Origin of the sequence: Shewanella sp. ULN5, assembly GCF_030731885.1 — a bacterium.
In the GTDB taxonomy this organism is placed as follows: Bacteria; Pseudomonadota; Gammaproteobacteria; order Enterobacterales; family Shewanellaceae; genus Shewanella; species Shewanella holmiensis.
Genome location: NZ_JAPJEE010000010.1, coordinates 119,707 through 132,827 on the forward strand (window position 1 = coordinate 119,707; position 13,121 = coordinate 132,827).

Sequence of the window (13,121 nt, forward strand, 5' to 3'; positions counted from 1 at the left end):
GACTTTGACTGCTTCCTGCATAAGACTCTGATATAATGACGCGCTTTCTACCCTAACTCAGCGGCCTTTTTCTATGACGACCCCAACTTCTGCTAGCATTGCCACACCTGAACAAGCGGCAATCGATTTTACACAAGTGCTCGCTGATGCCTTTACCCAACGAGAAGACTTTTTTGCGCATGCAAAACAGCACAATACTGACTGCTATCGTGTATTTCATGGCACGGTAGAAGGCGCTAATGGCTTGAACATCGACCGCTATGGCGATGCATGGTTAGTGCAATCTTTTCACGAGACATTATCAGAGCAACAGCTAGCACAAATAAGCCAAGTATTGATTAAGCATGGCGATTTCCCCCTGGTGTATAACGACCGCTCGCAAAAAAATTCTCGCGTTGCCAATAACTTAGTCAATGAAGCACAAGACTATGCGATGTCGGAACAAGTGATGCACGAAAACGGCATCGCATTTACCACTAAATTACGCCATGAAGGTCAAGACCCATTATTATTTTTAGACATGCGTATTGGCCGTGAGTACGTTCGCCAGCACAGTAATAACAAAACGGTATTAAATTTATTTTCTTACACCTGCGGTATTGGTACCGCGGCGGCTGTTGGTGGCGCCAAGCGAGTAATGAATGTCGATTTTTCATCATTTGCATTGGCTGCTGGCCAAAAAAATGCAGCGCTAAATCAGGTTGATTCTGTATGTGAGTTTGTGCAAAGCGATGCGTTTCCAGCCCTACGTCAACTTGCAGGTTTACCTGTGGGTGGACGTCGTAATCAAAAGTTGCCCAAGTTCCCTAAACTGGCTAAAGCCACTTTTGACTTGGTTTTTTTAGATCCGCCACGTTTTGCTAAAAGCGCGTTCGGCGTCGTCGATTTAATCAATGATTACCAAGGCTTATTTAAACCCGCCATGCTAACCACAAAACCCGGCGGCACCATAGTGTGCTGTAATAATGTCGCCAAAGTGGAGCGCCAATCTTGGCTAGACAGCTTAGTCAGATGTGTTGAAAAACAAGGCCGTAAAGTAACCCATTTTGAATGGTTAGACTGTCATCAGGACTTTCCTGCATTTGATGATAATCATCCATTGAAGATAGTCGCGCTAACAATTAATTGATAAATAATTAGTTAATAAAAAATTGAAAACAAAAGGCCCTCATGCGAGGGCCTCTTTTATAGGTGTTGTTTGCTTAACATGCCTATCTATTAGTGAACTTTACGACGACGTCCAGCCATAAAGCCTAAAACCCCTAAAGCTAAGAAGCCTAAGCTACCGCCGCTTGATGAGGTATCCTCTTTCACTGGTGGGGCCGGGAAGGTACATGAACCATCATCAGTATTGGCATTTGCATCATAGTTAGTTGCACTTGAATCGGTACAACCATTTTCAATACCGTCAGAGCTTACTGTTAGCATGAAGCTGGTAGAGGCTGCATCCGATGGGTAGGCCATATCATGCACAGTTACCGACACCATAGTTTCACCAAACCAATCGGCATCTGGGGTAATCGTAATGCTATCACCTTCAACTACCGCAGTGATGTTATCACCAGCAACCATAATGCCATTTGCAGTGGCTTTAAGATCTGCATAAATAACATCTAAAGTGATTGAGGTGTTTTCACCAATGCTTTGGTCAGCAATACCGGCCACCTGAATGTTGCTTGGTGATGATACGCTTGCACTAACCATGACTGACTCTGAATCAGCATATTGACTGGTTACAGTAACAGCATTATCAATACCCACAGCAGCGGCTGATACCCGAGCAGAGAAGCTTACGGTTAAACCTGAGCTTTCAGGGCCTTGGTAGTCAGCACAAACTAACATACCTTCAGCGACTTTTTCATCGACATTGTTAAATGCAAAACCATCATTCAACCAACCTTCAACAGGACCATAAGTGCCTCGTTCGCCATAATAACCATGAAGACCAATTGAACCAAAGTGGGCGTTAGCCGTTTGAATAGCTTGATAACCAAACATGATTTCATGAGCACCTGGTGCAAAATCTAACTTAGTTGAAATAATGGTTTCAACATCAAAGTAAGCTGATGGGTCTGGGTTACGGTTGCCAGTAAAGCGGTTATAAATTTCTTCCCCCCCTTTCCACTGGAACACGTAGTAGTCATCAATGACCGCGCCGTAAACTCGGTTAGTTGCTACGCCAAGATCTTCACGGAAGGCAAGTTCTGGCATCATCACATCACCACGCCATAACGGTGCAACAATGGTGTCTGGGAAGTTTTGAAACTCATCATTAAACTCAACATGATAGTTATAGAAATCAGGCATTTCATCAAACTTCACATAACCAAACGGTGAGATTTCAAGTAAGTCATGCAGCATGTCTTGCTGTGCACCATATAATGGTACATGAGGCAAGCCACTTGATGACATTGGTATACTTAGGTACTGGTTTGAATATCCCACTAAGCCATCCATTTGATACGCTGATGGAAGATCAATATAGGTATCGCTGCCGTCTTGTATTTGTGCAGGAATACGACAAGTCGCATCTTCAACACTTGTAGTAAATACATAATGACGACGTGTATCGGCTGACGATGGCTGCACTGTGTTAAAGCTAATAGTGTTGCCTTCAACGGTCATGTCTTGTGCGTATTGTGGTAAACCAGCCACCTTAATGCTGTCTTGTAACAGTTGGAAGCCTGAAGCAAGTTCAGTGTTTAACGTTACTTGGCGCTCACCACCTAATAAATTAGGCGCTAAAGTCACTTCAAAGTTAATAACATCACCCGTTTTAGCACTTGTTTGACTGGCTTCAACACTGGTATCTGCACCGCTATGAACAAGTTTTACTGGAATGTAACCCAAGTTATCATCGTTATAACTGTCGCTACCAAGCCCCACGTAACCATAGTAAACATCACCTTCTTGTGCATCTGCTAAATCATAGTTTAGCTGCACGCGATATGGGTCAATACCATTCGATGAATCAGGACCTACTGCGGTTAGATTGGCAAAATCTTCGTCACCAATTATGGCTAAGGCAAAAATCATGCTGTCGGCTAAATTAGCCTCATCTTCATAGTCATACTTATAGTTTGAACCAAAGGCCCAATAGGTTCCAGGTGTTGGATTATTGATAGCACAATAGTCATTGTTATCGATGCGTGAATAACAAATAGCTTCATCATTCCATTGGATTTCACCGTCGTTATTGACATCCATACCGATATCGATTGATGCATAAGCATTATAGTCAGCTTTTACCACTTCCCACACGATACGCTTAGTGCCTTCTGGTACGTCAAAAAACTTAACCACTTGGCCATCATCGATACGCTCTTGAGCGCTGTAATCTAAGTTACGTACTTCACTACGTTGCATTTGCACGTCAAAAACTTCAGCTTTAACCAAGCCATTTACACGGCTATTAAACGTCTGAATTTCTTCGCTATGAATTTCTGGCGTTAAAATATGACCTTGCTGACGATGGATTTTACCCATCACGTTTTCAGGCATACTTGTGCCGCTATAACGAATGCTGACAGGTAAGTGCTGCATTGGCATATCGGTGTTGTCAGGGGTAATGGTCACATCACCTAATAAGCGTAATGAGGATGAATCTGCATTAGGCGCTTGCACCTCTAACACTTTAGCGGTCAGCATGATTGCCTGAGTTTCACCCTTGCTAAGACTAAATGTCTTAGGTGACACTTCAAGCGACAACATGTCAGCACCTTCCATTGCTAATGCCTGTGCATCAACAGTCCAGCTACCATCAGCTGTGGCGGTGAACGTACGCATCATGGTACAAGTGCCGTTACAACTTTCATTGTAAAAATATGGCACGTTTAGCGTATTCACTGTGCCGCCATTTTTAGGATTGGCCGCGCGATAATTATCACCGGTTTCATCCATCACTAGACCCGCTTTATAAGCGCGGGCAACGTTAATCACCCCACTACCTGCATCGCTAAAACCAGCAGGCTCAATGTCAGTAAATGGATAGGCTTCAACTGTGCGTGTCACCTCTGCTAAATTAGCTGTCGTCATTAATGCAGACTGAATTTGAGCAGGCGTCCAACTTGGCTGAGCTTGCTTTAACAATGCCATTGCACCAGCAACATGTGGCGCAGCCATCGACGTACCACTGATACTATTAAAATCACCCGGAACGCCTACACCAGAAAATGGCATATCATCAGCCCATGCCGCATAGATATCGACACCAGGCGCGGCAAGGTTGGGTGACATCACTTCTGGATTATCAAAGTTATGACCACGAGAAGAGAAGTCAGCTAAGGTATTGGCAACACGTTCTTTAGTCACCACATTTGATGGCGTAATGGTTAACCTATGGTCAGATCCTTTAGATAACCAGCTTGATAAACCAAACCAGTTAGTTGATGCATCACCGTAGTAACCAGCGGTAGACAAGTGGATACCAGGGATCACATAAGCATCATTGTTAACCGATTCACTTGAGCTGGAGTTACGTAAGATAAAACCACCAGCGCCACCTTCGGCAACATTAATGGCTTTTTCTACGCGGGCAATATCACCACGTTGACACACTACAATTGGTGCAGTGTCGTATGGAATACCATCAGGAGAGTTATCAAAAAAGCCTGCTGGGAATGGGTTGTTACACTTTCCATACTCCCAACCATAAGCTTTTGCCTCAACCACAGGGCCTGTGTAACCTTCAGTGATCCCGCCACCAACCAGCTCAGGTAACTCCTGCACGCCGCCTGTTGCACCAGTTAGCATTTTACCTTCCACACTGAATTCACGTGTATGGGTGGTTGCCGCAACCGAAGTCACCCAAGGAGATAAATGGTCAATGGCGCCACGACGTTGAGCGGCTTGTGATGGGTCAAACGAGTTACCCGCAGAGGCTGATACCGAAATACCTGCTTCACGAGCAGCTAAAAATGCCATTTCCATTGGGTCTTCCCAAGGAAAAGCACCATAAGCAGTACCAATCGAATAGTTAACAACATCAACACCATCAGCAATGGCATCTTCAATACCGGCAAGTAGCGCAGAACCTGGACAACCGGTGAAATTATTAAAACTGCCATCACCTGAATGACAAACCTGATACATGATCACGTTAGCATGTGGCGCGACACCTGACATCCGCGGTAGTACTAGGTTGGTTTCTTTACCATCACTAGTGACACCAACATCAGGCACCATATAAGCGCGATCTAATAATATATTACCGGCAGCAGTAGAAGCTGTGTGTGAACCATGACCGTTATAATCTTCACCATTCGCGGGTCTCAGTGGCCCTTCGATTTCCCACCAGCCCTTATCAGGCTGAAAGCTTGCATCGCTATAAGAATCGGTAATCACTGGATAAGAGTGCACACCGATTAACTTGTCATTACACATGCCAGCAAACTCTTCAAGTTCACAATCACCTAAATAACCCGCATACCGAGAGGGTAGTTGATGTACATAGCCATCATCACCTTGCACTGCAAATGAGTCATGGTCAGTATTAATGCCGGTATCTAATACACCAACAACAATACCTTTACCGGTGAACGCTTCACCAGTAACTTCACCGGTCCAAAACTTGTCAGCACCAATATGTTGTGGGCCTACATCGGTTTGTAATTGATAAATGATCTCACGAGTGACGCTGACAACACCATCCAAATCAGCAACTCGTGCTGCTTGGTCTTGGGTCATCCTCATCGACATACCATTAAAGGCAAGTTGATAGTTAGCAATAGTTTTAGTATTACCCACTAAGCTGGTAATTTGAGAGGTAACACCTGCTTGTTTATCAGCAAGGTAGCTACGATAAGAACGTACATCACTGCTGTTTAGATCAACTTTATCATGTAGTTGTGGGCTTAACGCTGCAGGGAGTTTATTCGCTCTAGGGGTCGTTGCATTTAAGCCTGCCACACCACCTTGATATAAAGAAACAGGTTTATCTGCTAATTGAATAATATAAATTTGCTCACCAGCAATATTATCTTCATAAACAAAAGGGACTTTTTGGTCAGCGCCTGAAATAGCACGATGAACATTTCGGCCATTACTATTTCGAGTTTCAGCAACCACTTCACCTGACACACGATCTTTGTGTTTATTTTCGTTATATTTTTTTATCGCATCGGTGATCACGATTGGCTTAATATTCGCTGAATATGAAGCGCCCGTATTTGTACTGTCAGCACTTGCTCCTGCTGCACCAGCATAAATGGCCGCTAGGGTCATTATATGTACTTTTTTTAGTTTCATTGTTTTGACTTCCCATCAATGTCTGATTACTCAAACTTTTTAACAAATTTGTCACACCCATATTTAACGGTTAATTAGGTATCAGGGCTAATTCATTTAAAACATCAAACCATAGCCAATGCGTATACATCACATGTTTAGCTCAAAAGTAAAAAACAAAATACAGTTTTAAAACAATAACTTGATATTTATTAGATATAAATCAAATCAATATAAGAGATTAATAACGACTAGAACCGTATACAATCAAGGGAGTGGGATACAAAATGAAACATGTCAGAGTTAATACGCCATTGCAGTCGTCAGCACATTAATTTAACGTTGTTAACATAAATAAATGACGTGACCCGCGCTAGAACATCAGCCTTATTTTTGGGCAAAATAAACCATTGTTTTTATACAAAACCTTAAATGTAAAAATTGATTCAATACGATATGGAGGAAATATGGAATTACGCAACATTAAACATTTTGTGACCCTAGCAGAGTTTCAACACTTCAATCGTGCAGCACAAAAATTAAGTATCACCCAACCATCACTTTCTAGAAGCATTCAAAAATTAGAATCATTAGTTGGCGGTAAACTATTTGAGCGCGACTCTAAAAATATGTCGATTACGGCATTAGGTGTGATAACACTTAATCATTGTTTAAAAATAATCAACGAACACGATAAGTTAATTGAAGAGCTAGCCAGCTTCCATGGTAATAATGAATTTGAAATAAAAATTGGTGCTAGTCCAATTCCGTCAAACAGTTTAGTTGGCCCAATTCTTGGCGAATATATTAAAGCAAGGCCAAGCATGACTCTAGATTTAAAAGTAGATGGTTGGCAATCGCTGTCTGAGCAATTACTAGCAGGTAATCTCGATGTATTTGTTGCAGAATCACGATTTACTAAACTCGATGAACACCCACATTTTAACGTCATAGAGCTCCCCCCCTTTCCCGTTATTTTTTGTTGTCGACCCCAACACCCTCTAGCATCATTACATCGATTATATTTGGCTTCATTCAAAGACTATCCTTTAGCCATTCCTACGCATTTGCCTACTAATATTGCCAACCAATTTGATGATCTGTTTGAGTTGCGTAGAAAGAACTTTGCTGGTTTGGTACGTTTTGATCAATTTCATGCCATCAAATCCTCTATTTATCATTCAGATTTAGTCGCATTAACACCTGAAATTGCTGTGCGGGAAGAACTAACAATGGGGACATTAATTCAACTAACCCCCCAACTCATGCCAAAACTAAATGCACATTTTAGTATTATCAGTTTGGCGGGTAAGACTCAAAGCCAATCAGTAAAAACTTTCATCGACTTTGTCATAAAACGAGCAAATTCAGTCAATGAGTCCTTACCCATAAAGCAAAATATTGCTTAAAATTTTTTAATTTCGTGGTTAAGAGAAATAAAAGAATGAAGTCAATTTCAACCAATTGATTTATTGCCAATATAGCTTTAACGCTTGGTTAAATTTACACATTAATGGCTAGGTTTATTTAGCCAATCTAATTTGGCTAAATAAACCTTTTTGTGTTCAGGTAAATTCGTCAAAATAACCGCCTTATTTAAAGCTTCTTCAGCTTGTTCTTTGTTTCCCATTCCTAATTGTGCCCGAGCTAAAGCAAGATAACCAAGATGAAAATAAGGGGCTTCACGTAAAAACTTGCTCATAAAAACCGTCGCGGTTTGGTAATCCTTACTTTCTAACGCTTCAATCCCCAAACCGTAGTATCGATAAGGGTTACTAGGGTCTGTTGATCTTTGCTGGTTAAATTTTGTTCGAGTTAAAAACGTTTTAATCGAGGCGAATGGATTGATGCCTAGTCATCTAAGCAAAATCCATTCAACAAAGAGCAAAACGTTTTTAGCCGAACCCTCCGGGCAGCGTTTGTTGGCCATTTTTACTGCGTTACCGACTTTTTATGTAGAATAACTACACCTCAAAGTCTCTGCCTTGTATAAAAGGCCAACAATTCGCTGCAAAAACAACCTTGAAAGATCAACAGACCCTAGACTCAATAGATAATAATTGTTGTTCTATTCGAGCAACGTCTTCTTTACGACCCTGTAATTCAAGTAATAAGCGATAATTACTTAATATTGTTAAGGAGCCTGGCTCAATATTTAGACCGTAACGATATAATTTTTCCGTGGTGACATTATCTCCTAAACGACGATGAACAATCGCCATCATATTGATCAAAGGTTCATATTCTGGCGCAAGGGTGAATCCTTGTTTCAACAAAAAAAGGCGTGACCATAATTCTGTAATAGCAGTGCATCTGCTGCTAAATTTCTGTAAAACATCGCTAAAAACTCATTTTCCGAAACAATGGCACCCGTTCTATCAAACCTATCGGGAAAGTAATCTATAACGGTTGACGTACTACCACTAAGATAGTGACCACTAGGTTGTTCATCATATAAGAATGTACGTACATGATCGGATGTGACTAAAAGATCTGCAGTAATATTGGTCAATACGGGCGAGGCGTAAACCACTTGAAATACGGGGTAGACGTCTAGCTCTTTTGCTATTGAATAGGTCAAAAGCGCTAAAGCCATACAATTACCCGATTTACTTTCCCAAGACTCACTAATAGTAGAATTACGGCCTTCATAATTAAAATTAACCATTTTATCATTGATAAAATGGGCCACTTTTAAACGATTCGGTAAATCCTTCATATCATCTTTTGATATAAAGGCTTGTAACTCCTGTCGCTGCGCTTCTGATAAACTGGATAAACTGTCGATAGAAGGAACATTAAATAGAGTGTATTTTTGAACTAGGGAATGATTAAATTCTGGCAAGTGATTAGATTTATAAGCATTTTCTGTGTTGACTGTACACGCACTCATCAACAGAAGGCATAAAGACAATATCGAGTAATGTTTAAATTGCCGATAATGATTTAACCGAAGTATTTGCTACATTCCATGTAAGTTTTAGTTAATCCAATATGAATGAACTCGTTTCACATTACAAGATCATCGCAATACCTTAACCTCAGCACTAAATTAAATTGCACACAATTTAGTTGCATCTTAAAAAGGAAACACCTATAGTGAATACAATTAAATTGCACGCAACTTAAATTCACTTATTTTTTGGGGTATTCCTATGACAACTTTATATACAACTTCAGCAACAGCATTAGCAGGTCGAAATGGTCAAGTCACTACAGATGATAAAAAACTCGATGTCGGTTTAAGCTACCCCAAAGAAATGGGCGGCACTGGTGAGCATACTAACCCTGAACAACTATTTGCTGCGGGTTATGCTGCCTGTTTTTCGAACGCGATTTTACATGTAGCTCGTGAAATGAAAGTGGCAATTAAAGCCGCTCCAACAACCGCAACAGTGGGTATTGGTCCCAATGATAATAAAGGGTTTGCCTTAACCGTTGCCCTAGCTGTGGAACTAGATTTACCTCAAGACGATGCGGTTAAGCTAGTACAAACCGCACATCAAGTTTGTCCATACTCTAATGCGGTACGCGGTAATATCAATGTGAAATTAACGGTAAATAATGTGGCAATTTAAGCACGCTATCTTAATAAAACAGCCAGCAAGCATAAATCTTTCTGGCTTTTTATATCTCTTTTGAACCTAATAACAGTTAAGTTGATACTTAAAAGCGCCCTAACAGCTTGATATCAAATTCACTTACATCGCATGTTAATTGGTTATCAGTAATTTGTTTTTCTAATGCAGCAATTTGCTTATTCACTTCCGTTATCGTCAAGGTGTTGTTATCTAGTTCGTAAACCAGCGCTAAACTTTGATAATAAAAACACAAAATCACCAGGGCATCATGGTTGTTATCTGCAGCCGACTTTTGCACTGCGTTAAGCTTGCGATAAATTTTATTTTGTAGCTGTTTAAGCTGGAAAACATAATAAACATCAGTATATTGTGGTTTTACTCGACCATATTTTACCATTAGGGTGCACAGCATTAAGCCTAAAATCACTCCGGCAAAATTAAAGTAAAAATTACCTGTTGGCTGCCCAGCCTCAACAGAAGCAGAACCTAATAGCGCAATCAATATCTGTCCAAATACCACCGATGAAATAGCTAAAATGGCAATTAATCCAATCTGTACTTGATTGGTCATTTTGCGATATTGCGGTTTATCTACGTGTCTTAATCTCATAAATATGGCTCTTAAGGTTCAATACTGGCGGCATTATACCTGCTTAATGTGAATCACTCATTAACCGCATAAACTAAACAGATTAATATAAACACTTTAGTCGGCTATGACTGTCGCGCTCAGGTTTAAACACTGAAGCAGAAAATGGGTTACTGTGACGAGGTTATTGGTGAGTTTGCCTTAACTATTTTAACCGGAACAGCTAGAGGACATCCCTTAATCTGGGTGAAGGTAAGCATAGTCCTGTGGTAAACTTTGCCGTCTTTTAAAAGTTGATGATAAATATGACTGAATTTACTCCTGTTAGCGCCATAATTGGCGGTGCTTTACTTGGTTTTGGGGCGTTGCTATTGATGCTACTCAATGGCCGTATTGCAGGTATATCGGGGATTTTAAGCGGTGCATTGCAATTCAAAAATCCTAATGCAAAGTGGCGATTGGCTTTTATTGCTGGTCTTATATTAAGTGGTTTTTTAGCACCCGCTTTGGATTTCTCTTTAGCTACACAGTTAAATGCTAGTTGGACACTGACTATTTTAGGCGGTTTTGCTGTCGGTTTTGGCACTTACTTAAGTGCCGGTTGCACCAGTGGTCATGGTATTTGTGGTATTGGCAGAATGTCTAAACGCTCTATTGTTGCCACGCTGGTGTTTATGTTCGTTGCCGCTGTCGTGGTATTTTTCACACGTCATGTTATCGGGGCTTAATATGAGTCAGCAAGCAAATACTCACTATCGATTACAGGCGCTAGTCGCGTTCATTTCAGGCTGTTTATTTGGCTTAGGTTTGATTGTTGCACAAATGGTTGATGCTAATAAAGTGCTTAATTTTCTAGACTTTTTTGGCCATTGGGACCCGAGCCTTGCTTTAGTTATGGCCGCTGGATTAAGCGTATATAGTCTTGGATATGTGTTTGGGGTTAAACCCAAAAGTAAGCCTTTATTAGATGAACAATTTTTTCTACCAACAAAAACCATCATCGATAAAAAATTATTAACTGGTGCCAGCTTATTCGGGTTAGGCTGGGGACTTGTAGGGATTTGCCCTGGCCCCGCCATCGTCAATTTAGTCACACTGAACGGCCAATTTATCGGATTTGTCATCGCAATGCTATTGGGCATGTTGACTGCAAAAAAACTGGTAAAAAGCACTTAACCTTAGTGAGTTACAATTTTTAATCTGATTACACTGCCCCTTGCGTTATCTGTAGCATTACTTAACCTTAACTCGGAATAATAAACGCTAACCAAACAGCCCTTTGTCTTGCTCATTGCGTTTCATTAAGGTGCAATAGGACAGCTATTGACGTGTTAATGTGCCTTGTTTTCAAAACAAATGACAAGTTTGCTACAAAATTAGCTAAATCTGTTGAATTCAGCTTATTGAGCCCATCTCTTAACCAGAGTTGAGGTTAATGACTCGCCAATTTGTGATTAACCTAGCAAATTGGTCGGGATTATCTTGCCAAATTTAAAGATGTATCTAACATTCAGCTTAATATTTACTCTTTGGAATCGTCATGCTTACTCCCGAATTATTCTCTGCTGAACAACAAGCTCGCTTGTCACAACTAGATCAGCTACCCCTTATTGATCTGCTTAATCACATTGAAGCAACCCACCATAAATATATTCGTGACACAGCCCCCTTATTACAAGAGTACCTGCAACGAATGGTGATTGCGCATGCCGATGATCATGAAGAAATCCTCCCTTTATCACATTGTGTTACTGAATTAATAGCAGAGCTGATGCCGCACCTTATTAAAGAAGAACGCATTTTATTTCCTGCAATACGATCGCTAAGCATGGGACAAGAAGTAAATGGGTGTTTCGGTCACATTGGAAATCCTATTCATGTTATGGAGCATGAGCATGATAATGCGGGTGAGATACTTCAGCAGTTAAGAGCAATTACCCATAACTACCTGATTCCTGAAGGGGCCTGTAATACCTGGCGCACCTGTTATAAAACGCTGGCAGAATTTGATGCCGACTTACAAATGCATATTCACCTTGAAAATAATATGCTGTTTCCTAAGGCCTTAGCGCTATAGTTTTCATCTAAGTCTCTTTGACTTATCACTATCTTTTTCAGTCGATTATTCATAAGCTAATCACAGAATATGAATAATTGACTAATGTTATGCCTAATCATCAATACCCTACTTTTGCCCTAGATGATATTGCCAATCTTCATGAATCTGCCCAAGTAGAATTTAAGCTTGCCGGTGGGCGTGATGGTAATGGAAAACTGCCAGAAGGCATGTGGGAAACCTATAGTGCCTTTGCGAATACCTTAGGCGGTGAGATTATTTTAGGTGTAAAAGAAGAACATGGAGAATTTAGCATTGAAGGCATTGTAAACCCGATGCCTATGCTCAGTGAAATTTGGCAAATTCTCAATAATCCGCAAAAAATTAGCCATAACATTCTATCGCCAACTGACGTACAAATTATTGAAATTATGGGTAAGCAGCTAATCCGCATTCATGTTCCCGCTGTCGACCTTAAACTTAGGCCGATTTACATCGGCCCCGATCCATACAGCGGCAGCTATTTTCGGGTAGGCGATGCCGATATGCACGCTAGCCGTGAGCAGGTTGATCAAATGAGTAAGCGTAGCGGTTTAAAATTTAAGTGACCCGATTAACTCCAGTTGAGTAAATAAAAAAGCCAATAAAAACAGGTTTATTGGCTTTAAAA

The 13,121-nt window shown here is 40.8% G+C and carries 12 protein-coding genes; 7 read left to right on the forward strand and 5 right to left on the reverse strand.

Features of this window, described 5'->3' with window-relative positions; all coding sequences use genetic code 11:
• Positions 1-73: 73 nt before the first annotated feature.
• Positions 74-1,129, forward strand: coding sequence for a class I SAM-dependent rRNA methyltransferase (locus ORI98_RS11415; protein ID WP_306135293.1), 1,056 nt, complete (start codon positions 74-76; stop codon positions 1,127-1,129).
• 89 nt (positions 1,130-1,218) lie between these two features.
• On the opposite strand, the gene ORI98_RS11420 is transcribed toward ORI98_RS11415, so the two are convergent.
• The gene (locus ORI98_RS11420; protein WP_306135294.1) at positions 1,219-6,246 is read right to left on the reverse strand and encodes a S8 family serine peptidase; all 5,028 of its coding nucleotides are present in this window, start codon (positions 6,244-6,246) and stop codon (positions 1,219-1,221) included.
• A 446-nt stretch (positions 6,247-6,692) separates the two neighbouring features.
• Between ORI98_RS11420 and ORI98_RS11425 the strand changes: the two genes are divergently transcribed.
• Positions 6,693-7,634 (forward strand): LysR family transcriptional regulator, encoded by a 942-nt coding sequence (locus ORI98_RS11425; protein WP_306135295.1) that lies wholly within the window; start codon positions 6,693-6,695, stop codon positions 7,632-7,634.
• A gap of 101 nt (positions 7,635-7,735) precedes the next feature.
• Here the strand turns inward: ORI98_RS11425 and ORI98_RS11430 are convergent, their stop codons facing one another.
• The 3 genes from ORI98_RS11430 to ORI98_RS11445 form a co-directional block, all read right to left on the reverse strand.
• Positions 7,736-7,978 carry a tetratricopeptide repeat protein gene (locus ORI98_RS11430; protein ID WP_306135296.1) on the reverse strand — a complete coding sequence of 81 codons (243 nt, stop codon included), beginning with the start codon at positions 7,976-7,978 and terminating at the stop codon, positions 7,736-7,738.
• A 277-nt stretch (positions 7,979-8,255) separates the two neighbouring features.
• On the reverse strand, positions 8,256-8,501 hold the full coding sequence (locus ORI98_RS11440) for a hypothetical protein (RefSeq protein WP_306135297.1): 246 nt from the start codon (positions 8,499-8,501) through the stop codon (positions 8,256-8,258).
• A complete protein-coding gene (locus ORI98_RS11445) occupies positions 8,495-9,118 on the reverse strand; it encodes a hypothetical protein (RefSeq protein WP_306135298.1) in 624 nt (207 codons plus the stop codon). The genes ORI98_RS11440 and ORI98_RS11445 overlap by 7 nt, the downstream gene beginning before the upstream one ends.
• 262 nt (positions 9,119-9,380) lie before the next feature.
• Between ORI98_RS11445 and ORI98_RS11450 the strand changes: the two genes are divergently transcribed.
• Entirely contained in the window at positions 9,381-9,803 is a 423-nt protein-coding gene (locus ORI98_RS11450; RefSeq protein WP_306135299.1) for an organic hydroperoxide resistance protein, read from the forward strand.
• Positions 9,804-9,891: 88 nt separating this feature from the next.
• Here ORI98_RS11450 and ORI98_RS11455 read toward each other — a convergent pair whose 3' ends face one another.
• Positions 9,892-10,416, reverse strand: a complete 525-nt coding sequence (locus tag ORI98_RS11455; protein ID WP_306135300.1) for a DUF3087 family protein — start codon at positions 10,414-10,416, stop codon at positions 9,892-9,894.
• Positions 10,417-10,700: 284 nt separating this feature from the next.
• Between ORI98_RS11455 and ORI98_RS11460 the strand changes: the two genes are divergently transcribed.
• The 4 genes from ORI98_RS11460 to ORI98_RS11475 all read left to right on the forward strand — a co-directional run bounded on the left by ORI98_RS11460 (position 10,701) and on the right by ORI98_RS11475 (position 13,059).
• Complete coding sequence (locus ORI98_RS11460) at positions 10,701-11,123, forward strand: YeeE/YedE family protein (RefSeq protein WP_261299419.1); 423 nt, start codon at positions 10,701-10,703, stop codon at positions 11,121-11,123.
• A 1-nt stretch (position 11,124) separates the two neighbouring features.
• Positions 11,125-11,571: a YeeE/YedE family protein gene (locus ORI98_RS11465; protein WP_306135301.1), complete on the forward strand. Its 447-nt coding sequence runs from the start codon at positions 11,125-11,127 to the stop codon at positions 11,569-11,571.
• Between the two features lie 364 nt (positions 11,572-11,935).
• Positions 11,936-12,472, forward strand: coding sequence for a hemerythrin domain-containing protein (locus tag ORI98_RS11470; RefSeq protein ID WP_306135302.1), 537 nt, complete (start codon positions 11,936-11,938; stop codon positions 12,470-12,472).
• An 89-nt stretch (positions 12,473-12,561) separates the two neighbouring features.
• Positions 12,562-13,059: a helix-turn-helix domain-containing protein gene (locus ORI98_RS11475; protein ID WP_306135303.1), complete on the forward strand. Its 498-nt coding sequence runs from the start codon at positions 12,562-12,564 to the stop codon at positions 13,057-13,059.
• Positions 13,060-13,121 lie beyond the last annotated feature (62 nt).